Source organism: Mesorhizobium sp. M8A.F.Ca.ET.218.01.1.1 (genome assembly GCF_004791165.1).
Classification (GTDB): Bacteria; Pseudomonadota; Alphaproteobacteria; order Rhizobiales; family Rhizobiaceae; genus Mesorhizobium.
The window spans coordinates 63,397-83,076 of record NZ_SRUZ01000008.1; the positions used below are offsets into that span (position 1 = coordinate 63,397).

Below are 19,680 nucleotides of genomic sequence, written 5' to 3' on the forward strand. Positions count from 1 at the left end.
ACCAGCGATCCCTTGAGCGCACCGACCGCGCTGATGCACAGCCTGAAGCATTACAAGGTGCTGCACGAGCAGAACGTCATCCTCTCGGTGGTCACCGCACCGCAGCCGGTGGTGCCCGACAGCGAGCGGGTGAAGATGGAGACGGTCAACGAGCTGTTCATGCGGGTGACGCTGACCTTCGGCTACATGGAGCAGCCCAACATCCCGCGCGCGCTGGCGATCTGCCGCAAGCAAGGCTGGAAGTTCGACATCATGACGACGTCCTTCTTCCTGTCGCGGCGCTCGCTCAAGGCCTCGCCCAATTCCGGCATGCCGGTGTGGCAGGACCGGCTGTTCATCGGGCTGGCGCGCACGGCGGCCGATGCGACGGAGTATTTCCAGATCCCGACCGGACGCGTCGTTGAAATCGGCACGCAGGTCGCCATTTAATAGGTACGAGTTCGCCGGGCCTGGTTGTTTTGCGATGGTTCGGGATATGAGCATGCGAAACGTCGCATGGATCGACATCGCAAGACGTCGCCCACCGGGAGCCGCGCGCTGCTAACATGAGTGCCATAACGTTACGGCACTTGATATTGCATTGCAGCAAGCGTAGAGCACCGCGCGTTTATCGGAGTGTCGTACATGGCCCTTGCCAATGCTGGTAGTGAGGCAGAACCCGTCGACCAATCGAGCCATCCGGAAATCGAACAGCATAGCACCAAGGTGCTGATGCTGGGCGCGCTCGGTGTGGTCTATGGGGATATCGGCACCAGCCCTATCTATGCCTTTCGAGAAGCGCTGGTCGCGTCGTCACACGGCACCGTTGCTGATCGCGGCGATATTCTCGGTGTGCTGTCGCTGATCATCTGGTCGCTGACGATTACGGTTACGATAAAATACATCATGTTCGTGCTGCGCGCCGACAACCGCGGCGAAGGCGGCGTGCTGTCGCTGATGGCGCTGGCACGCGGCAGTTTCCCGAAGCGCTCGGCGGTGATTCTGGGCATTGGCATCGTCGGCGCCTCGCTGTTTTTTGGCGATGCGGTCATCACGCCGGCGATTTCGGTGCTTTCGGCGGTCGAGGGCATGAACGTCGTCACGCCTGCTTTCCAGCCTTATGTGGTGCCGCTGACCCTGGTCATCCTCGCCATGGTGTTCGCGGTTCAGCGCTTTGGCACGGGCGGGGTGGGATTGGTGTTCGGGCCGGTGACCGCGGTCTGGTTCCTGGCGATCGGCCTTTCCGGCCTGAAACACATCATCAACGATCCAGAAATCCTGCTGGCAATCAGCCCGCACTACATCGTCGCCTTCCTGATTCATTCGCCGGACGTGGCCTTCGTCACGGTCGGCGCCGTCTTCCTTGCCGTGACCGGTGCAGAAGCGCTCTATGCCGATCTCGGTCATTTCGGCCGCAAGCCGATCGTACTTGCCTGGCTGGCGATCGTGTTTCCCTGTCTGCTGCTCAATTATGCCGGACAGGGTGCCTTCGTGCTGGCCAAGAATGGCATCGTCGGCCATCCGTTCTTCGAGATGAACGAGGGTTGGGCTCTGATTCCCATGGTCGTGCTGGCGACCGCCGCGACGGTTATCGCCAGCCAGGCGGTGATTTCGGGTGCCTTCTCGCTGACCAGGCAGGCGGTGCAGCTCAACATGCTGCCGCGGCTGGAAATCCTGCACACGTCGGAAAAGCAGTCCGGCCAGATCTACATGCCGCGCGTCAACCTGCTGCTGGCCCTGGTGGTCATGATGCTGGTGGTCGGCTTCGGCGAATCCAGCAAGCTCGCTTCCGCCTACGGCATCTCGGTGACCGGCAACATGCTGGTGACGACGGTGCTGCTCTATGTCGTCATGACCCGGATCTGGAAGTGGAAGCTCTCGGTGGCGATCCCGCTGACCGTGCTGTTTGCCTTCATCGACGTCGGCTTCTTCGCCTCCAACATCGTCAAGGTGTTCGAAGGCGGCTGGGCGTCGCTGGTCGTGGCCTTCACCATCGTGCTGGGCATGTGGACCTGGGTGCGCGGCAGCCGCTATCTCTTCGACAAGACCCGCCGCAACGAGATCCCGCTCGATTTCCTCGCCGGCAATCTGTTGAAGAAAAAGCCGCAGCTGGTCTCGGGCACCGCCGTGTTCCTGACCAGCGATCCCTTGAGCGCACCGACCGCGCTGATGCACAGCCTGAAGCATTACAAGGTGCTGCACGAGCAGAACGTCATCCTCTCGGTGGTCACCGCACCGCAGCCGGTGGTGCCCGACAGCGAGCGGGTGAAGATGGAGACGGTCAACGAGCTGTTCATGCGGGTGACGCTGACCTTCGGCTACATGGAGCAGCCCAACATCCCGCGCGCGCTGGCGATCTGCCGCAAGCAAGGCTGGAAGTTCGACATCATGACGACGTCCTTCTTCCTGTCGCGGCGCTCGCTCAAGGCCTCGCCCAATTCCGGCATGCCGGTGTGGCAGGACCGGCTGTTCATCGGGCTGGCGCGCACGGCGGCCGATGCGACGGAGTATTTCCAGATCCCGACCGGACGTGTGGTAGAAATCGGTACGCAGGTGGCGATCTGACGAGGTCGATCGCCTCGGCCTGAACGGGGAGGCGGGGATGAGCGGCGAATTGGTGCTTGTCACCGGCGGGTCGGGGTTCCTCGGCGCTCACTGCATCCTTGCCCTGTTGAAGGCGGGCTATCGCGTGCGCACGACGCTGCGCTCCGCCAGGCGTGACGCCGATGTTCTGGCCATGCTGAAGGTTGGTGGCGCCGAGCCCGGCGACCGGCTTTCCTTTGCCATTGCCGACCTCATGAGCGACGCCGGCTGGCCGCAAGCGGTTGCCGGCTGCGACTATGTCCTGCATGTCGCCTCGCCATTTCCCTTCGGCGTGCCGAAGCATGAAGATGACCTGATCATCCCGGCTCGCGAAGGCGCCTTGCGCGTGCTCAGGGCGGCGCGAGACGCAGGCGTCAAACGCGTCGTGCTGACCTCATCCTTCGCCGCTATCGGCTATGGCAAGATGCCGCCGGACGGCCGGCCCTTCACCGAAGAGAGCTGGACCGATCCGACGGCCAAGGTCAGCGCCTATGTGAAGTCGAAGACGCTCGCCGAACGCGCGGCCTGGGATTTCATCGCCGCCGAGGGTGGCAGCCTGGAGCTGGCAGTCGTCAATCCGGTCGGCATTTTCGGGCCTGTCCTGGGGGCCGACCATTCGACCTCCACCGCATTCGTCCAGCGCATGATGAACGGTGCCATGCCGGGGCTGCCGCGCCTGTCCTTCGGTGTGGTCGACGCGCGCGACGTGGCCGACCTGCATGTGCGCGCCATGACCAATCCCGCTGCCAAGGGCGAGCGGTTTCTGGCCGTAGCCGGCGATTTCATGACCGTGCGGGAGATCGCGCAGGCCGTGAAGACGCGGCTCGGCGCGGCCGCCTCGCGTGTCTCGACGCGGGAGCTTCCCGATTGGCTGGTGCGGGTGGTGGGGTTGTTCAACGCGGAAGCCGCGCAGCTGGTGACGGAACTCGGCAAGGTCAAGAACGCCACCAACGCCAAGGCGGTGCGCATGCTCGGCTGGGCGCCGCGCTCGCGCGAGGATGCCCTGGCCGCCACCGGAGCAAGCCTGGTTCGGCTTGGGCTGGTCAAGACCCCGAAATAGCGCGGCGGGACAAAGCCTTCCCGCCGCGCGGGTTTCAGCCGGCCAGTGCGGCCTTGTTGGCCTCGAGGAACTGCTTCAGCGGGACCGACTTCCGGCCTGAAAGGGTCTCCACCGCGTCCGTTACCATGCCAAGGTCGCCAGCGCGTGTGGCGGCATCGAAGGACACCAGAAGCTTGGCGATCGGCTCGGGAAGCCCGGCTGCCTTCATCCCCTCGGTCAGCGCTTCGTCAGAGAGCTGGACGACCTGGATCGGCTTGCCGGTGACTTCGGTGACCAGTGCGGCGACTTCGGCTGGTGTATAGGCCTTGGGGCCAGTCAGCGTGTAAGTCGTGCTTTCGGTGTCGTCCGAAGCCAGCCCCGCGGCTATGGCCGCGGCCAGATCGCTCCGCGCGCCGTAGGAAATGGCGCCGTCGGCCGCGGACGTATACCATTGGCCCGATGCGAGGATTTGCGGCATCGCCATGAACAGGTTCTCGTCGTACCAGCCATTGCGGAAGATCGTGTAGGGAATGCCGCTCGCCTTGATCGCCTGTTCCGTGTCGTAGTGGTCGGGCGCGAAGAGCACCGGCGACCCCGGCTCGGTGTTGGGCATCGAGGTGTAAAGCAGGTGGGCGATGCCCGCCTGCTTGGCTGCCGCGACCGCGGCGAGCTGCTGTTCGCGGCGCTTTCCCTGGATCGCCAGCTCATTGGTCGAAATGATGAGCGCCCGGTCGGCGCCGGCGAAGGCTTTGGCAAGCGAGGCCTGATCGTCGAAGTCGGCCGCGCGAACAGTGACGCCGCGCGCTGACAGGTCGGCAAGATTGGCGGGCGTGCGGGTCGTGGCGATGATCCGGGCCGCCGGTGTCTCCAACGTGTCCAGCAGATGGTTGATGACGCTGCGGCCGAGCTGGCCGGACGCGCCGGTGACGAGAAGAGTTGCGGTCATGGGGGGATCCTGACTTTGCGCCGGAAGGGCGGTTCGAGTGGTGGTCTCAAAAAGAGACCAGCACTAAAATAGGAATTGACCCGATGCCGTAAAGAAGGCAGTTTTTGGGGAGGTAGGCACAGGCAAGGAACCAACCATGGACAGCCGAACCGTCAATCTGAGATCCAAACTCGAAGTCTACAAAGCGATGACCGACGGCGGAAGCATCGCCGATTGCCCGGTCCGCGACGTCATCCAGGGGCTCAATGGCAAATGGAGTTCGCTGTTGACGGCGGCCTTGGCTGAGCAGCCCTATCGCTTCGGCGAGCTGCGGCGGCTGGTTCCCGACATTTCGCAGCGCATGCTGACCCAGACGCTCTACGATCTGCAGCGCGACGGCTATGTGCGTCGCGAAGTGTTTCCGACCAAGCCGCCGAGTGTCGAATACAGCCTGACCGACCTCGGGCGCTCGATGTTCGATGCCTTGCAGTATTTGCTGCAGTGGGCTGAAAACAACCATGACGCGGTGCGCGACGCGCGCACTGCCTTCGACGCGACCCAGGCTTGAACAACGGACAGTGCGCGGCTCGGCGACTTGATTTCGCCCGACGGCTGAAGGATTGTCCCGGCCAGTTCGGCTTGGGGGCATCGGCATTTCCTACGACATTGCAATTGCAGGCGCCGGTCCGGCAGGGCTGGCCATGGCGCTTTACCTCAAGCGCGCCGGCCACAGGGTCACCGTCTTCGAACGCTTCGAGGAACCCAGGCCGGTCGGCTCCGGCCTGATCCTGCAGCCGACCGGGCTGACGGTGCTGGCCGATCTCGGCCTCCTCGATGATGTCATGGCACTTGGTGCCCGCATCGACCGGCTGCATGGCGCCGATGCCTCGACCGGCCGCACCGTGCTCGATGTCCGCTACGACGCCCAGCAGGGCGGCCGCTTCGGCCTGGCGGTGCACCGGGCTGCCCTGTTCGGCGTGCTGTTCCGCGCTGCCCGGCGTGAGACCCTCGCCATCGAAACCGGCGTCGAAATCGAGACCCTGGAAATCGGCGAACGGGCAACGCTGATCCACAGCGGCGGGCGAAAGGCGGGGCCGTTCGATCTGGTCGTCGATGCCAGCGGCGCACGCTCGAAACTGCGGCAATGCGCCGGCAATGCCGCGGCACCACGACCACTCACCTATGGCGCGTTCTGGGCATCGCTGGATTGGCGAGGCGAGGGCTTTGACGAGCACGCGCTCTTGCAGCGCTACGACAAGGCCAGCGTGATGATCGGCGTGCTGCCGATCGGCCGGCCGGAACCCGATGCCGAAAGGATGGCGGCTTTCTTCTGGAGCCTGAAACCGGCGGATGCCGATGCCGTGCGCAACCTCGGCATCGATGCCTGGAAGGAGCGGGTGCTGCGGCTGTGGCCGCAGGCCGAGGCGTTCACCGGCCAGATCGACAGTTTCGACCAGCTCTCGCTGGCCCGCTACGGCCACCATACGATGAAATTTCCGGCTGGCCGGCGGCTGGCCGTGATCGGCGACGCCGCGCACTCGACCAGCCCACAGCTTGGCCAGGGCGCCAACATGGCGCTCCTCGACGCCGCCGCGCTCAGCCATGCGCTGGCGCGAGCGGACGGCGTGGAGGCAGCGCTGGAAGCCTATGCGAGAGCGCGGCGCTGGCATGTGCGGGCCTTCCAGGCACTGTCGCTGGCATTCACGCCCTTCTACCAGTCGGATTCGGCGGCGCTGCCCTTCATCCGCGACAGGCTGGTGGCGACGATCGCCAAAATCCCGCCGGCGCCGCGGTTTCTCGCCTCGATGGTGGCCGGCACGGTGATCGATCCGTTCAGGCGGGCAGGGCTTGCCGAAGCGCGGTGGCCGGATCGCCTTGCCGAATGAGACTCGATAGGAAAGACCCCTTCGCCCGCAGGAAAGCATGCAGGCGCTGCGGATAGTCAGGCGCCACGGCTTGCCTGATCGACGGACGGCCGCTCAACGCCTTGCGCCAGGCCTGGACAAGCGGCTTGCCTTCCAGGATGCCGAAATCGCCGATCCGGTCGAAGGCGTCGAGGTAGCGAAAGACCGGACCGTAAACGGCATCGACGAGGGAAAAGCGGCTGCCAGCGAACCATGGCCCGCGCCGCGGGGTATCGTCCGCGAGTTCAGCCTCGAGGCGGCCAAACATCGCCGACAGCGCACTACACTCGGCGAGGAAGCCGGCCTCGCTCGGCGCTGAATAGAAGCGACCGATGGCGTTGAGGATGGCCGAGCCGTATTCGATCCAAGCCCGGTGCCGGGCACGAGCGTAGGGATCGGCAGGGTGGAGGGGATTGGTCTGTGTCTCCTCGAGGAATTCGAGGATGACCGCCGATTCGAAGATTATCGTCTCGTCGCCAGCTTGCCGCACGCGCAGCAGCGGCACCTTGCCGAGTGGCGAGATCGCCTTGAACCAGTCCGGCTTGTCGGCGAGGTCGATGTCGACGCGCTCGAACGGGACGCCCTTCTCGGCCAACGAGATCGCGGCGCGTTGGACATAGGGGCAAAGGGGGTGGCTGACGAGAATGAGGGTGTCGGTATGTTGCACGGGGATGTGCCTCTCGATATCGATGCGGTTGCATTTATGTAGATGCATGTGCATTGATCGTCAAGCTTGATGCAATTGCATCTACCTCGTATGGTGCGGCCATGACAGAGACAGCCATGCCTTCGCCTGAAGCCATCAAGGTCTGGGCCCGCCTGATGCGGGTGTCGCGCCAATTGATGGAACGCGCCGAGGACGCGCTGAAGGAGGGCGGCCTGCCGCCGCTCGCATGGTATGACGTGTTGCACGAGCTTGCCGAGGCCGGCGAGGCCGGTTTGCGGCCGTTTCAATTGATCGAGCGCACCTTGTTTGCCCAGTACAACATCTCGCGGCTGCTGGCGCGGCTCGAGGCCGGCGGGCTGGTCGAGAAACTGCCGGTGGCCGATGACGGCCGTGGGCAAACCATCCGCGTCACGGCCACGGGACGTGAGACGCGCCGCCGGATGTGGGCGGTCTACGGGCGCTCGATCGCGGACCTGGTTGGCGCCAAACTGTCAACCGTTGAGCTGAACACGGTCTCGGCGATGCTCGGCCGGCTGCGCGATCCGCCTGTGGACCATTGAGGTTGGACCAGTACTGAGCGGCTGTTGCGCACCGTCGCCTTTTGCCGCCAAATATTTCTACTTTTTCCCCTTGCGTCGGATGGCGGATCGCGCAATATGCCGAACCGTAACGTACGGTACGCTGTTGTTTGACGACGAACTGTACCCTTCGAACAGGAACCGAACGTGTTGCAGGCCAACGCCGACATCGACAACAGCCAGACGCTGACGGAGCGGCAGCAGGCCGTCCTGGACGCGGCGCTGCGGCTGCTGGTCGAGGAGGGCGACAACCTGACCATGACTGCCGTGGCGCGACGCGCCAGCTGTTCCAAGGAAACCCTCTACAAATGGTTCGGCGACCGCGACGGGCTTTTGACGGCAACCGTGCAGTGGCAGGCCTCCAAGGTCCGGGTGGCTCCGGTCGATGGCAAGGGGCTTGACCTTGCCTCGCTGGCGGCGAGCCTAGAGCGTTTCGCTTCCGATTGGCTGAGAGTGATCTCCAGCGACACCTCGATTGCGCTCAACCGTGTCGCGGTCGGCCATGCCGGGTCGGGCAAGGACAATCTCGGCGCCGTCGTGCTGGAGAATGGGCGCTTTGCCTTGGCCAAGCGGCTGAAGCCGGTGCTTGAGGCCGGCCGGCAGGCGGGACTCCTTGAATTTTCGGATGCCGAGATGGCGTTCCGTACCTTTTTCGGACTGGTTGGCCGGGATGTGCAGATCCGTCTGCTCCTCGGTGACCGGCTGGAATTGACTGAGGCGGCGATCGGCGGCGATGCCATCCGCGCGACGCAGCAGTTTCTCGCTCTTTTCGGAGCAACAAACGGCCGCAAGGCCTCTTCATAAAAACGGGAAGGAAGTAAAAATGCGCGTCTATTACGATCGTGATGCCGATCTCAACCTGATCAAGGGCAAGAAGGTCGCCATCATCGGCTATGGCAGCCAGGGCAGGGCGCATGCGCTCAACCTCAAGGATTCCGGCGCCAAGGAAATCGCCATCGGCCTCAAGGCCGGCTCGGCGACGGCCAAGAAGGTCGAGGCCGACGGGCTCAAGGTGATGAGCGTCGCCGACGCCGCCAAATGGGCCGATCTGATAATGATGGCGACGCCAGACGAATTGCAGGCCGACATCTACAAGAACGAGATCGCGCCGAACATCCGCGACGGTGCCGCGATCGCCTTCGCGCACGGCCTCAACGTGCATTTCGGGCTGATCGAGCCGAAGTCGACCGTCGACGTGGTCATGATCGCGCCGAAGGGTCCCGGCCACACGGTGCGCGGCGAATACCAGAAGGGCGGCGGCGTGCCGTGCCTGGTCGCCGTCAACCAGGACGCCTCGGGCAACGCGCTCGACCTCGCTCTCTCCTATGCCTGCGGCGTCGGCGGCGGCCGTTCGGGCATCATCGAGACCAATTTCCGCGAGGAATGCGAGACCGACCTGTTCGGCGAGCAGGTCGTGCTGTGCGGGGGCCTGGTCGAACTGATCCGCGCCGGCTTCGAGACGCTGGTGGAAGCCGGTTACGCGCCGGAAATGGCCTATTTCGAGTGCCTGCACGAGGTCAAGCTGATCGTCGACCTGATCTATGAAGGCGGCATCGCCAACATGAACTACTCGATCTCCAACACCGCCGAATGGGGCGAATATGTCTCGGGTCCGCGCATCATCACCGCCGAGACCAAGGCCGAGATGAAGCGCGTGCTGAAGGACATCCAGACGGGGAAATTCACCTCGGAATGGATGCAGGAATACCGCGCCGGCATGTCGCGCTTCAAGGGCATCCGCCGCAACAACGACAGCCACCAGATCGAGGAAGTCGGCGCCAAGCTGCGCGCGATGATGCCTTGGATTTCGAAGAACAAGCTGGTGGACAAGGCCAAGAATTGAGCGAAATCTATCCGCTCGAAGCCCCTCCAACTCTTGGTTTTTACGCAATTCCGGATGGAAAACCGCTACGCACTTTTCTGGAATTGCTCTGACTTCGAACGGTCAAAAACCAAAAACGGCGCCCCGTGGCGCCGTTTTCATTTCTGGTGTCAGCCGCAGGCAGCTCAACTATAGGGCGACCAGCACTGCTGGCGCGGCCCGTTATAGGGCTGGAACGTGTTGTCGTAAGCGCGGTACGACCGGTAGCGGTTGTAGCACCACCGGACATGGGCGCTCGAAAGCCGTCCCGCGCGGTAGTAGCGGCGTGGCGCCGGCGCATAGTAGTCGTAGTTGTTATAGTTGTTGTACATGCTGCCAAGGCCGAGACCCAGGCCAAGGCCGAGGATCGCGGCGGCGCCATCGTCGTAGTAGCCGCCGTGATAGTAGCGGCGGCCATGGCGCCAGCGCCAGTCGTCGCCGCGGTTCCAGTTGCCGCCACCATTCCAGTGACGGCCGCTCCAGTTGCCTCCGCCATTCCAGTGGCGGCCGTTCCAGTTCCCCGACCGGCGCCATCTCCAATCGTTGTTGAAACTCCGGTTGTTGCCGCCGGCCCAGCCTTCGCGGACCGGGGTAACCGTTGGCGCGGCGGTGCTGGCCGGGATCGACACATCCGGCTGTAGGATCGGCCCGGCAGCGGACGGCGCCGTGACGCCGGAGACAATACCAAGCGCTATCAGCCCGGATTTGACAGTGGAAGAAAAAAGCGCGTTCATTGCACTTCTCCAAGAGAACAGGCCCCACGCCCTACCCAGGGGAATGGGACCACTGTGGATCTTTGCGTCTGAACGGCGGATGAACGGAAAGGTTCCGTCAACCATGGCGCGAACGCCGTCAGGACCAAACGATCCCTGCTTGTGGTCTTGCGATCTTGTCTTCCGCCGCTCTTGCAGGCAAAGGTCAGCGCATGTCGCTGCGCCTTGCCACCTTCAATGTCGAGAACCTGATGAATAGGTTCGACTTTTCCGGCTATCGCAACCAACTCAACGAGGACCGGACACTGGCGCTGTTCGATATCCAGAGCGAGGCCGAATACAGGATGCTGGAACAGGCGCGCGCCATCGCGCAATCCGATGACACGCGCCAGCTGACGGCGCTGGCCATCGCCGCCACCCGCGCCGACATCATCTGCATGCAGGAGGTCGACAACATCGAAGCGCTGAAGGCGTTCGAGTACGGCTATCTGTTCAAGATGGTGGGGCAGGGTTACCGCCAGAAATACACCACGTCGGGCAATGATTCGCGCGGCATCGATGTCGCGATAATGATGCGCAACGAGACCGCGCAGGGACAGCCGATCGAATTCGTGCGCATGACCAGCCACGCCTATGTCACCTACGAGCAGTTCGGCTTGCACACGCCGGAACTCGCGGCGCTTGGCAACCAGGCCAATGAACGCATCTTCCGGCGCGACTGCCTGGAAGTCGACATCAAGGTGGGCGGCGCGCCGATAACGCTCTATCTCGTGCACTTCAAGTCGATGGGGTCGCCCCGCAACGGGCTCGACGGACGCGAGGCGACAATGCCGGTGCGCATCGCCGAGGCGCAGGCCGTGCGGCGCATCATCGAGGAGCGCTTCGGTGGGGATCACGCCGCCGACAAGCGCTGGGCGATCTGCGGCGACATGAACGATTACCGCCAGCGCGTGAAGATCGCCGGCGATGAGGTCGACGGCTACCGTTTCGAGGTGGTCGACGAGAACCTGTCCTGCATCAACGTGCTGACAGCGGGCGGCTTCTGCGAAAACGTGGTCGAGCGGCGGCCGGAAATGAACCGCTGGACCTTCTATCACACACGCGGACCCGAGGAGCGGCATTTGTGCCAGCTCGACTATATCCTGCTTTCCAGGGGACTGGCGGCCAAGAACGCCACCGCCGTTCCCGACATCATCCGCAACGGCCAGCCCTGGCGCACGATCTTTCCCGCGGGCCAGGAAGTCGAGCGCTTCCCGCGTGCCGGCTGGGATCGGCCCAAGGCCTCGGACCATTGCCCGGTGGCGATCACGCTGGACATGGCCTGATGGGCAGGATCGGGACCTGAGCCGACATGAGCTTCGATCTTCCGCGCAATGTCATCCTGCCGGTCGATGCCATCGACGTCCGTCTCGATCCCGGCCCGCATCCCTTCGCGGTGGATAATGCCGAGGCGATCGCCAAGAATTGGCAGAGCGAGATCGCGGCCAATCCGGCGCTGTTCGACGGCACGGTGGTTCTGCTTTCGGAACTCGCCTATCGCGACCGCAGCCTCATTGGCCGCTGTCATGCGATCAACTACTCGACCTTCATGCTTTGGCGCAAACGACGGGAGAATTCCGGCGCCGAGCACGCCTATGGGCACGCCATGCTGGTGGCCGGGGACAACGCTCTGGTGGCGATCCGCATGGGACGACACACAGTGGGTGCCGGGAGCGTCTATTTCGCCGCGGGCTCGTTCGAGCCGACCGATTTCCACGACGGTCTCGTCGATGTCGATTTCAACATGATCCGCGAGGTGCGCGAGGAGACCGGCCTCGACCTGTCGGATGCCAGGCGCGGTGTGCGCTGGCACGCCCTGTCGACGACAAGCGGCACGGTCATCTTCCGCCGCTATCATGTCGATGAGGCGGCTGACGAGATCGCATCGCGCATCCGCGCCTTCGTCGCCTCCGAAGCCGATCCGGAGATCGAGGGGCCAGTGATCATACGACATGCCGGCGACCTGCCGGACGGTCTGTCGCCGCATATGAAGCCGCTGATCGAGTGGCATTTTGCGAACGAGGGCTAAATCCCCTTGCATGCGCCTTACGGAGAAGCGCCGAGAGATTGCGCTCTGATATCAATCTTTATAAAATGCTATCAACGATGTCACGTAAGTAGGTTTGCTATCGATGAGCGCTGTTACCATCCGCAACTTGCCAGAGGAAACGCTCCGCGCCTTGAAGGTGCGGGCTGCCCACCACGGCCGCAGCACTGAGGCCGAAATGCGAGAGATCCTGGAAACGGCCGTGCGGCCGGCCAATCGGGTCAAACTCGGCTCGCTGCTCGCCGCCATCGGTCGCGAGGCTGGATTGTCGCAAGAGGATGTCGATACCTTGCAAAGGCTCCGCGACAAAACACCGGGCGAGCCGGTACGGTTCGAATGATCCTCATCGATACCAATGTAATTTCCGAACCGTGGAAACCCGCGCCCGATCCGCGCGTCATCGCGTGGATCGACGCTCAGGCGGTCGAAACCCTCTATCTCTCGGCCGTCACCGTGGCCGAGTTGCGTTTCGGTGTCGCGGCGATGCCTGCCGGCAAGCGCCGCACGATCCTGCAGGACCGTCTGGAGCAGGACGCGCTGCCGCTGTTTGCTGGCCGTATTCTGCCCTTCGATCTCGATGCGTCGCGCGCCTATGCCATCCTCATGATGCGGGCGAGAGCCGCGGGCAAGGCCATCGGCAACGCGGACGGCTATATCGCGGCCACTGCCGCAGCGCACGGCCTCACGGTCGCCACCCGCGACACGAGCCCGTTCGCGGCCGCCGGGTTGAATACCGTCAATCCGTGGGAAGCAGCGTTGTAGCCCGCCTGCCACTCGAAACCGCACGTCGTCGCCGCGGTCGGGATGAATGATCCGGGGAGAGGCGGACAGGGCTCTATGATGTCTTGCTCATGAGTGCCTTGCGTTCGTTGCGCGCGGCGATGAAAAACAGAATGAAGCCGACGCCCAGCAACCCGCTCATCGCCATACCCATGGTCTGGCCGACGACCGCTTGGAAATCCGGTTTGACGCGATCGGGGTTGGTCATCCCGTAATCGGCGAGATACCACCAGATCCCTGCCAGGACAGCTTCGATAATCACCATGGTCAGGATCACGCGCGCCTTCTTGCTCATCAGCTGCTCCTCGACCAGAAATGCCTTGGCATAACATCGCCGACACAGTGACGACAGGGGCAGGGCGGAAACGTCCAAGGTTGCGTAAAAACCGGCGCGGCGTGCCGGGCGCCTTTGCAGCTTGCTCCCTTACTCGTGCCTTAGCGCGTCGATCGGATCGAGCCTGGCGCCGCGCAGGGCCGGGAAGAAGCCGAACACCATGCCGATCAGGGCGGAGAAGCCGACTGCGAGCAGGATCACCGCGGGGCTTGGCGCAAAGGGTATGGTCAAGGTCACGGAGGCGAGGCCGGCCAGCGCCAGCCCGATCAGGATGCCGATGATGCCGCCGAGCAGCGACAGCACGGTCGCCTCGACCAGGAACTGGATGAGGATGTGCTTTTCATGCGCGCCGATGGCGAGCCTGATGCCGATCTCGCGCGTTCGCTCGGTGACGGACACCAGCATGATGTTCATGATGCCGATGCCGCCGACCAGCAGACTGACGCCGGCGACCGCGCCCAGCATGCCGGTCATGGTGGTGGTGGCGCTGGCCATGGCATCGGCGATCTGGGTCATGTCGCGGATGGCGAAATCGCTTTCGCGGTCGGGGGTCATATGGCGCGCATCGCGCAAAATGTCCTCGACGCGCGGCTGCAATTCGGTGGTCGGCGTGCGGTCGTCAGCGGCGATATAGATGTTGTCGATGTCGCGGTTGCCGGCGATGCGGCGCTGATAGGCGGCGAGCGGCATCAGCACGACATTGTCCTGGTCCTGGCCGAAGCCGGTATAGCCCTTGGGCTCGAGCAGGCCGACGATCTTGCAGGAGGTGCGGTTGACGCGGATGATCTCGCCCTCGGGATCGCCGGCGCCGAAGAACTGCTGGCGCACCGTCTCGCCGATCAGGCAGACGCCGGTGCCCGACCGGGTTTCGGAATCGCTGAACGGGCGGCCGGAGACCAGTTTCCAGTCGCGTGCGTCGAGATAGGCGCTGTCGGTGCCGGTGACGCCAGAGGTCAGGCTTTCGGTGCCGAAGATGACGCGCACCTGCTTCTGCGATGCCGGGGAGATGGCGCGCGCGCCGGTGAGATGCGCAACCAGCGCCGCCAGGTCCTTTTCGGCCAGCGGCCGCACCGCCTGGTCGAGCCCGCCCGGACCGCCGGGACCGGCCGGGCGCCCGGCTCGCACGACCAGCAGATTACTGCCGAGCTTGGAAATGTCGGCCTTGACCTTTTGCGTGGTGCCGGAGCCAATGGTCAGCATGGCAATGACGGCGGCAACGCCGATGACGATGCCGAGCAAGGTCAGGAACGAGCGCAGCACGTTGCGGCGGATCGAGCGCAGCGAGAGGCGGACGGTTTCCCAGATCATAGCCTATGCCACTTCCAGGTTCATGGAATCGGAGGCCACGTGGCCGTCGAGGAAGCGAATGGTGCGCTCGGCGTATTCGGCGACATCGGCCTCGTGCGTGACCATGGTGATGGTCAGGCCAAGTTCCCTGTTCAGCCGCGTCAGCAGCTCCATGATCTCATGGGTGCGCGCGGTGTCGAGATTGCCGGTCGGCTCGTCGGCGACGAGCAGCGTCGGCCTGGTGACGATGGCGCGGGCGATCGCCACGCGCTGCTGCTGGCCGCCGGAAAGCTCGGCCGGCGTGTGATGCTCGCGGCCGACGAGGCCGACCTCGGCCAGCGCCTGCATGGCGAGGTCGCGGCGCTCGCGGGCAGCGACGCCGCGATAGATCAGCGGCAGTTCGACATTCTCCGCCGCCGTGGTGCGGGCCAGGAGATTGTAGCCCTGGAAGACAAAGCCGACATAGAGGTTGCGCAGCATGGCGCGGCGGTTGCGGTCGAGCCGGCCGGCATCGACGCCCATGAAGGAATAGGTTCCGGCCGTCGGCGTGTCGAGGCAACCGATGATATTCATCGCCGTCGACTTGCCGGAGCCGGACGGACCCATGATGGCGACGAATTCGCCGCGCTTGATGGCAAGGTCGACGCCGGCCAGCGCATGCACCTTGGCTTCGCCCTGGCCGTAGCTCTTCCAGACCTTGTCGAAGGTGATGAGGGGGGCACCGGCGGCCATGGCCTCAGCTCCGCGACTGCGAGGCGGTGATCACCTGCGCGCCTTCCTCCAGGCCGGAGGTGATCTCGGTCAGCTCGCCGTCGGTGGAGCCGATCTTGACGTTGACCGGATGCGGCCGCCCGTTATCCAGCACATAGAGCGTGCGGGAACCATCGGTCGGTGCCTTCGCGGCCTGGCGCTGGCGGTTGCCGCCGGGGCGGCCCATGCGGCCGGTGAATAGGTCGCTCAAGCTCCAGCCGCGTGCCGCTTGCTGCGCCGGGCGGTAGCGGAAGGCGGAAGAAGGCACGGTGAGCACGTCCTTGGCCTGCCGCGTGACCACCGAAACTGTGGCGGTCATGCCGGGCCGCAACAGAAGTTCGCCGTTGTCGACCTCGAGCCGTGCATTGTAGGTGACGACGCCATCCGTCGTGACCGAGGCATAGGAGATGTCGCGAATTTCGGCATCGAACGGCCGGTCGGGGAAGGCGTCGACGGTGAAGCGGGCATGCTGGCCCGACTTGACCGCGCCGATGTCGGCTTCGTCGACCGCGGCCACCAACTCCATGTTTCTGAGATCGGCGGCGATGACGAACAGCACCGGCGCCTGCAGCGAGGAAGCGACCGTCTGGCCGGGGTCGACCGAACGGGTCAATACGATGCCGTCGATCGGCGCGTAGATGGTGCTCTTGGCAAGGTCGGTCTGCTGCGCCTTGAGGTCGGCCTGGGCGATGGCGAGATTGGCTTGCGCACTGTCGAGCGCCGCCTTGGCGCGGTCGCGGGTCGCGGTTGCCGCTTCGAGTGACTGGTCGGTCGCCATGCCGCGTTTTGTCAAGGCCGCTGCGCGTGCCAGCGCGCTTTCGTTCTCGGCCAGCGTCACCGTGGCGTCTTCGACATTGGCTGCGGCGCCCTTGGCGGATGCCTCAGCGCGTTCGATCTGGACCTCGAGTTTCACCGTATCAAGCGTCGCCAGCACGTCGCCCTTCTTGACCTGCTGGTTCTCCTCGGCGGAGACCGAGCGGATGATGCCGGACAATTCGCTGGAAATGTCGACTTGGGTGAGCGGCTGCAGCGTGCCCGTCGCCGACACCTGGACGGTGAGGTCGGCCTTGGCGGCCGGCGCTGTCGTATAGTCGATCCTAGTCGGCGTGCCGGCATACCATTGATAGCCGGCAAAAGCCGCGACGAGGACGATCAGGGTCAGCAGCGCGTAGAGCCAGCCGCGGCGGCGCGTCCTGCGCCGGCCGGCGTGGTCGAGCCCCAGCGCCGTCTCGATGGCGGAATCCGATTCCGTCTTTGGCAGATTGACAATCTGGTCCACCTCGGACCCCTATGATGCGCAATGTCCCTATCTGTGCACAGATCAGGCTTACCGGTTCAAATATCAAATTAAATTTCGCCCATGTTGGGATTGAGGCAGGAATGCAAACCCGGAATTACTTGCTTTACGATGTGTTCACGACCGAGCGACTGGCCGGCAACCCGCTGGCGGTGGTGTTGGATTGCAAAGGTCTGGACACCGCCGCGATGCAAGCCATCGCGCGCGAGTTCAACCTGTCCGAATCGGTTTTCGTGCTGCCGCCGGACAATCCCAAGCACCGAAACCGCATCCGCATCTTCACGCCCGACTATGAAATGCCGTTCGCGGGCCACCCGACGGTGGGCTCGGCCATTGCGCTGGCGGAATTGGCCGGTGAGGGCGGTGCCGGCATCTTCGTGCTGGAGGAAAATATCGGACCGGTGCGTTGCGCCGTGAGCCAGCACGATGGCGCCACCTTCGCCGAATTCGACCTGGCCAAGCTGCCGGAGCCGCTGAAGCTCGAAGCCGATCCGGTGGCGATCGGCGCGGCGCTTGGCCTGGCACCGCATGAAATCGGCTTCGAGAATCACCGTGTCGCCTTCTGGTCGGCGGGCGTGCCCTACGTGACCATTCCGGTCGCCAATATCGAGGCGGCGGGCCGGATCCGGCTGGACAATCAGGCGTGGTCGGAACTGGCGCCGCGCAAGAGCGAATGGGCCTTTGCCAGCCCCTATGTCTATTGCCGCGAGACGGTAAACCACGAAAGCGCTTTCCACGTGCGCATGATCGTGCCGGGCACGCCGTCCTATGAAGACCCGGCGACGGGTTCGGCGGCGGCGGCCTTCGCCGGCGCCATCATGCATTTCGACGCTCCGACCGACGGGGTTTCGCAATTTTGGATCGAACAGGGACTGGAGATGGGGCGGCCATCGCGCATCCGCCTCGAATTGACCGTGCAGGGCGGAAAACTGGCCTCCGCGCGCATTGGCGGCAATGCGATCAAAGTCGCGGAAGGCAAGCTTTTCCTCTGATCGCCTCCGGGCTTTGTCGATTTGTCGGGAAATGATTCCGGCAGGGCTGGACAGGACCAGTATCGGCGGCTATATGGCCGCCAACGCCGGTTTTTACCGGCCGAGTGGGTGCGTAGCTCAGTTGGTAGAGCAGCTGACTCTTAATCAGCGGGTCCACAGTTCAATCCTGTGCGCACCCACCAAAAATCTAACAAAATCAATTTGTTGGACGAGGTGAGGGACCCTGACGGATGCAGGCGGAAGTCGGTATCCGCGCTATGTCTGAATATTTTGGGCAGCATCGAAGTTGCGTCCTGGTTTCTTTCCCGCTCAATCCGACCAAAAAGCCCCGTCGGCCTCTCCGGAAATTCAAAGCTTGCGAAACCCATCCGCCTCTAAATCAAAGAGATGGAGCATGATGTCGTCCGAAAACCGCGTCACACTTGTTCGGCATCATGCTCTAGATGCGCGTCATGTCATGCTTCCGGCTACCAAAATGTCGCGCTGGCGGTCGGTCGGTGCTTGCCCCTTGATCTGGTCCACGGCCCACTTCGATGATTCCCACCAGCGCGTGAACAAACTCAACCATATCGTTTGCCGTGATGGCTGCCTTGTCGGGGTTTTGCCCGATGTGCTCGGCTGCTTCGCAGCATGCGCGGCGGATGAGATCGTAGTGTACATCCCTTTCATCCTCCGGCAACGCCGCCAACTTCATGGCTCGGCTATGAATCAACCGTAGCAATAGTTCGAGAGCTGCTCCGACACTCATGCGTTTGCTCCGCATTGGTCGAGCGTCCCGGCGCTTGAGGGCGCGCGTTTGGAACGTCCGATGAGGAGGCGTTTCCCATCCCCTTATGGAAGGCTGCATCACAGCCGTTAATATATTCTTTCTTGCTAATATGCGTCCTTGGAGCCTGCAGAAGGGCCGAGCGCGCCCGTGCCTTCTCTTGCTGTCGAAATTTCAGTCGGTTCGAGCAAGGACATCGCGCCCCCCTGTTTCGGGGTCTTCGAAAATTTAGGTAGTGGGTCAGTTTGAAATTCCGCCCCGATCACAATAGGCGCTTTCGCCTACGCTCTGTCTGGAAAATAGGCTGAAGCGCATGCCATCTTCAAGCCATGACAGAGAAGCACCCAAAGCGCCCGCGCGATCCTAACCAGTTGGCGAAGTCGATTGTCTCGCTCGCCACCGGCGAGGCTGAAGATAAGAAGCCGCTCGCCTGGCGCACGCAAAGAGACGGTCGAAGGCAATCCCGATCCTAAGCACGTCAGCACGTCATTTGCCGAGCGCCAGAACCTCACCATGCGGATGCACATGCGCCGCTTCACCCGCCTGACCAATGGCTTTTCCAAAAAGGTTGAAGCTCACGCTAATGCGGTCGCTCTGCACTTCATGTATTACAATTTCGTCCGCATCCATAAGACGCTGCGCGTCACCCCGGCGATGGCCGCTGGCGTGACTGACAAGCTTTGGGAGATCGGTGATATTGTCGCGTTGATTGAAGCGAAAGAAGCCGAGAAGCCAATGGCTCGCGGGGCTTATCGAAAGAAACTTAATTGAGACAGCGAACGTTCAGCGACAGTCAAATCGAAGAGTTTATGCATCTGCATCTGACCAAATACCCAGATGCCGTTGAACGTATGCATTTCGTCATGAAGCATCCGTTTCGGGATAATGACGAGCAAATGTCCAGAACCAGGCGGGAGATTTTGGACACCGCGAAACACCTAGCGTTCTTTCACGCCCATTCGCAGGAAATACCCAAGGATCGCCTCGCGAAGGTCGCTGATCCATATTATCACGCGCGCCACGACATCCTATCCGATGTGATCGCCCATGTCGCTGCCATGCTGGGCCCTATAGGTTCCTATGAGATCGAGGAATGATGCTCGCAATTTCAAACTGACCCACTACCAAAATTTATGAGG

The 19,680-nt window shown here is 63.2% G+C and carries 22 protein-coding genes, 1 tRNA gene and 1 pseudogene; 16 read left to right on the forward strand and 8 right to left on the reverse strand.

Annotated features, from left to right (window positions below; genetic code table 11):
* The 3 genes from EN861_RS26355 to EN861_RS26365 all read left to right on the forward strand — a co-directional run.
* Positions 1 to 429, forward strand: a 429-nt coding sequence (locus EN861_RS26355) for a KUP/HAK/KT family potassium transporter (protein WP_189343738.1), incomplete at its 5' end; no start/stop codon positions are given.
* Positions 430 to 624: 195 nt separating this feature from the next.
* Positions 625 to 2,544, forward strand: a complete 1,920-nt coding sequence (locus EN861_RS26360) for a potassium transporter Kup (RefSeq protein WP_135866516.1) — start codon at positions 625 to 627, stop codon at positions 2,542 to 2,544.
* Positions 2,545 to 2,581: 37 nt separating this feature from the next.
* A complete protein-coding gene (locus EN861_RS26365; protein ID WP_135866518.1) occupies positions 2,582 to 3,622 on the forward strand; it encodes an aldehyde reductase in 1,041 nt (346 codons plus the stop codon).
* Between the two features lie 34 nt (positions 3,623 to 3,656).
* Here the strand turns inward: EN861_RS26365 and EN861_RS26370 are convergent, their stop codons facing one another.
* On the reverse strand, positions 3,657 to 4,547 hold the full coding sequence (locus EN861_RS26370; protein ID WP_135866520.1) for an SDR family oxidoreductase: 891 nt from the start codon (positions 4,545 to 4,547) through the stop codon (positions 3,657 to 3,659).
* A gap of 136 nt (positions 4,548 to 4,683) precedes the next feature.
* Between EN861_RS26370 and EN861_RS26375 the strand changes: the two genes are divergently transcribed.
* Positions 4,684 to 5,094: a helix-turn-helix domain-containing protein gene (locus tag EN861_RS26375; protein ID WP_127871613.1), complete on the forward strand. Its 411-nt coding sequence runs from the start codon at positions 4,684 to 4,686 to the stop codon at positions 5,092 to 5,094.
* 52 nt (positions 5,095 to 5,146) lie between these two features.
* Positions 5,147 to 6,412 (forward strand): NAD(P)/FAD-dependent oxidoreductase, encoded by a 1,266-nt coding sequence (locus EN861_RS26380; protein ID WP_135866522.1) that lies wholly within the window; start codon positions 5,147 to 5,149, stop codon positions 6,410 to 6,412.
* Here EN861_RS26380 and EN861_RS26385 read toward each other — a convergent pair.
* Positions 6,360 to 7,097, reverse strand: a complete 738-nt coding sequence (locus EN861_RS26385) for a glutathione S-transferase family protein (protein WP_189343739.1) — start codon at positions 7,095 to 7,097, stop codon at positions 6,360 to 6,362. The genes EN861_RS26380 and EN861_RS26385 overlap by 53 nt on opposite strands.
* A gap of 101 nt (positions 7,098 to 7,198) precedes the next feature.
* Here EN861_RS26385 and EN861_RS26390 point away from each other — a divergent pair, with 101 nt between their 5' ends.
* From EN861_RS26390 to ilvC, 3 genes are all read left to right on the forward strand, one after another.
* Positions 7,199 to 7,657, forward strand: coding sequence for a MarR family transcriptional regulator (locus tag EN861_RS26390; protein ID WP_135866525.1), 459 nt, complete (start codon positions 7,199 to 7,201; stop codon positions 7,655 to 7,657).
* Between the two features lie 165 nt (positions 7,658 to 7,822).
* Positions 7,823 to 8,479 carry a TetR/AcrR family transcriptional regulator gene (locus tag EN861_RS26395; protein WP_127279159.1) on the forward strand — a complete coding sequence of 219 codons (657 nt, stop codon included), beginning with the start codon at positions 7,823 to 7,825 and terminating at the stop codon, positions 8,477 to 8,479.
* Positions 8,480 to 8,498: 19 nt separating this feature from the next.
* A complete protein-coding gene (gene ilvC, locus EN861_RS26400) occupies positions 8,499 to 9,518 on the forward strand; it encodes a ketol-acid reductoisomerase (RefSeq protein WP_135866527.1) in 1,020 nt (339 codons plus the stop codon).
* Positions 9,519 to 9,682: 164 nt separating this feature from the next.
* On the opposite strand, the gene EN861_RS26405 is transcribed toward ilvC, so the two are convergent.
* On the reverse strand, positions 9,683 to 10,270 hold the full coding sequence (locus EN861_RS26405; protein ID WP_127279160.1) for a BA14K family protein: 588 nt from the start codon (positions 10,268 to 10,270) through the stop codon (positions 9,683 to 9,685).
* A gap of 191 nt (positions 10,271 to 10,461) precedes the next feature.
* On the opposite strand from EN861_RS26405, the gene EN861_RS26410 reads away from it, so the two are divergent.
* The 4 genes from EN861_RS26410 to EN861_RS26425 all read left to right on the forward strand — a co-directional run bounded on the left by EN861_RS26410 (position 10,462) and on the right by EN861_RS26425 (position 13,097).
* Positions 10,462 to 11,574: an endonuclease/exonuclease/phosphatase family protein gene (locus EN861_RS26410; protein ID WP_135866529.1), complete on the forward strand. Its 1,113-nt coding sequence runs from the start codon at positions 10,462 to 10,464 to the stop codon at positions 11,572 to 11,574.
* 26 nt (positions 11,575 to 11,600) lie between these two features.
* Positions 11,601 to 12,317 carry a hypothetical protein gene (locus EN861_RS26415; protein WP_135866531.1) on the forward strand — a complete coding sequence of 239 codons (717 nt, stop codon included), beginning with the start codon at positions 11,601 to 11,603 and terminating at the stop codon, positions 12,315 to 12,317.
* Positions 12,318 to 12,420: 103 nt separating this feature from the next.
* Positions 12,421 to 12,675, forward strand: coding sequence for a plasmid stabilization protein (locus tag EN861_RS26420; protein WP_127280732.1), 255 nt, complete (start codon positions 12,421 to 12,423; stop codon positions 12,673 to 12,675).
* The gene (locus tag EN861_RS26425) at positions 12,672 to 13,097 is read left to right on the forward strand and encodes a type II toxin-antitoxin system VapC family toxin (RefSeq protein WP_135866533.1); all 426 of its coding nucleotides are present in this window, start codon (positions 12,672 to 12,674) and stop codon (positions 13,095 to 13,097) included. Before EN861_RS26420 ends, EN861_RS26425 begins: the two co-directional genes overlap by 4 nt.
* A 73-nt stretch (positions 13,098 to 13,170) precedes the next feature.
* Here EN861_RS26425 and EN861_RS26430 read toward each other — a convergent pair whose 3' ends face one another.
* The 4 genes from EN861_RS26430 to EN861_RS26445 form a co-directional block, all read right to left on the reverse strand.
* Complete coding sequence (locus EN861_RS26430) at positions 13,171 to 13,410, reverse strand: hypothetical protein (protein ID WP_135866535.1); 240 nt, start codon at positions 13,408 to 13,410, stop codon at positions 13,171 to 13,173.
* A 129-nt stretch (positions 13,411 to 13,539) separates the two neighbouring features.
* Positions 13,540 to 14,757 carry an ABC transporter permease gene (locus EN861_RS26435; RefSeq protein ID WP_135866537.1) on the reverse strand — a complete coding sequence of 406 codons (1,218 nt, stop codon included), beginning with the start codon at positions 14,755 to 14,757 and terminating at the stop codon, positions 13,540 to 13,542.
* 3 nt (positions 14,758 to 14,760) lie between these two features.
* Positions 14,761 to 15,468, reverse strand: a complete 708-nt coding sequence (locus EN861_RS26440; protein WP_135866540.1) for an ABC transporter ATP-binding protein — start codon at positions 15,466 to 15,468, stop codon at positions 14,761 to 14,763.
* Between the two features lie 4 nt (positions 15,469 to 15,472).
* Positions 15,473 to 16,765 carry an efflux RND transporter periplasmic adaptor subunit gene (locus EN861_RS26445; protein WP_135866542.1) on the reverse strand — a complete coding sequence of 431 codons (1,293 nt, stop codon included), beginning with the start codon at positions 16,763 to 16,765 and terminating at the stop codon, positions 15,473 to 15,475.
* A 101-nt stretch (positions 16,766 to 16,866) separates the two neighbouring features.
* Here EN861_RS26445 and EN861_RS26450 point away from each other — a divergent pair, with 101 nt between their 5' ends.
* Both EN861_RS26450 and EN861_RS26455 read left to right on the forward strand, forming a co-directional pair.
* A complete protein-coding gene (locus EN861_RS26450; RefSeq protein WP_135866544.1) occupies positions 16,867 to 17,775 on the forward strand; it encodes a PhzF family phenazine biosynthesis protein in 909 nt (302 codons plus the stop codon).
* A 106-nt stretch (positions 17,776 to 17,881) separates the two neighbouring features.
* Positions 17,882 to 17,957, forward strand: a tRNA-Lys gene (locus EN861_RS26455).
* A gap of 257 nt (positions 17,958 to 18,214) precedes the next feature.
* Here the strand turns inward: EN861_RS26455 and EN861_RS26460 are convergent.
* Complete coding sequence (locus EN861_RS26460; RefSeq protein WP_135866546.1) at positions 18,215 to 18,523, reverse strand: hypothetical protein; 309 nt, start codon at positions 18,521 to 18,523, stop codon at positions 18,215 to 18,217.
* 438 nt (positions 18,524 to 18,961) lie between these two features.
* On the opposite strand from EN861_RS26460, the pseudogene EN861_RS26470 reads away from it, so the two are divergent.
* Positions 18,962 to 19,312, forward strand: a pseudogene (locus EN861_RS26470) (IS1 family transposase); the annotation flags it as partial.
* A gap of 38 nt (positions 19,313 to 19,350) precedes the next feature.
* Positions 19,351 to 19,638: a hypothetical protein gene (locus tag EN861_RS26475; protein WP_127279492.1), complete on the forward strand. Its 288-nt coding sequence runs from the start codon at positions 19,351 to 19,353 to the stop codon at positions 19,636 to 19,638.
* Positions 19,639 to 19,680: the final 42 nt, after the last annotated feature.

Coding starts and splice junctions, on each gene's coding strand:
- EN861_RS26360 (WP_135866516.1), top strand. CDS start 625: ATGGCCCTTGCCAATGCTGGTAGTGAGGCAGAACCCGTCGACCAATCG.
- EN861_RS26365 (WP_135866518.1), top strand. CDS start 2,582: ATGAGCGGCGAATTGGTGCTTGTCACCGGCGGGTCGGGGTTCCTCGGC.
- EN861_RS26370 (WP_135866520.1), bottom strand. CDS start 4,547: ATGACCGCAACTCTTCTCGTCACCGGCGCGTCCGGCCAGCTCGGCCGC.
- EN861_RS26375 (WP_127871613.1), top strand. CDS start 4,684: ATGGACAGCCGAACCGTCAATCTGAGATCCAAACTCGAAGTCTACAAA.
- EN861_RS26390 (WP_135866525.1), top strand. CDS start 7,199: ATGACAGAGACAGCCATGCCTTCGCCTGAAGCCATCAAGGTCTGGGCC.
- ilvC (WP_135866527.1), top strand. CDS start 8,499: ATGCGCGTCTATTACGATCGTGATGCCGATCTCAACCTGATCAAGGGC.
- EN861_RS26405 (WP_127279160.1), bottom strand. CDS start 10,270: ATGAACGCGCTTTTTTCTTCCACTGTCAAATCCGGGCTGATAGCGCTT.
- EN861_RS26410 (WP_135866529.1), top strand. CDS start 10,462: ATGTCGCTGCGCCTTGCCACCTTCAATGTCGAGAACCTGATGAATAGG.
- EN861_RS26415 (WP_135866531.1), top strand. CDS start 11,601: ATGAGCTTCGATCTTCCGCGCAATGTCATCCTGCCGGTCGATGCCATC.
- EN861_RS26420 (WP_127280732.1), top strand. CDS start 12,421: ATGAGCGCTGTTACCATCCGCAACTTGCCAGAGGAAACGCTCCGCGCC.
- EN861_RS26425 (WP_135866533.1), top strand. CDS start 12,672: ATGATCCTCATCGATACCAATGTAATTTCCGAACCGTGGAAACCCGCG.
- EN861_RS26430 (WP_135866535.1), bottom strand. CDS start 13,410: ATGAGCAAGAAGGCGCGCGTGATCCTGACCATGGTGATTATCGAAGCT.
- EN861_RS26435 (WP_135866537.1), bottom strand. CDS start 14,757: ATGATCTGGGAAACCGTCCGCCTCTCGCTGCGCTCGATCCGCCGCAAC.
- EN861_RS26440 (WP_135866540.1), bottom strand. CDS start 15,468: ATGGCCGCCGGTGCCCCCCTCATCACCTTCGACAAGGTCTGGAAGAGC.
- EN861_RS26450 (WP_135866544.1), top strand. CDS start 16,867: ATGCAAACCCGGAATTACTTGCTTTACGATGTGTTCACGACCGAGCGA.
- EN861_RS26460 (WP_135866546.1), bottom strand. CDS start 18,523: ATGAGTGTCGGAGCAGCTCTCGAACTATTGCTACGGTTGATTCATAGC.
- EN861_RS26475 (WP_127279492.1), top strand. CDS start 19,351: ATGCATCTGCATCTGACCAAATACCCAGATGCCGTTGAACGTATGCAT.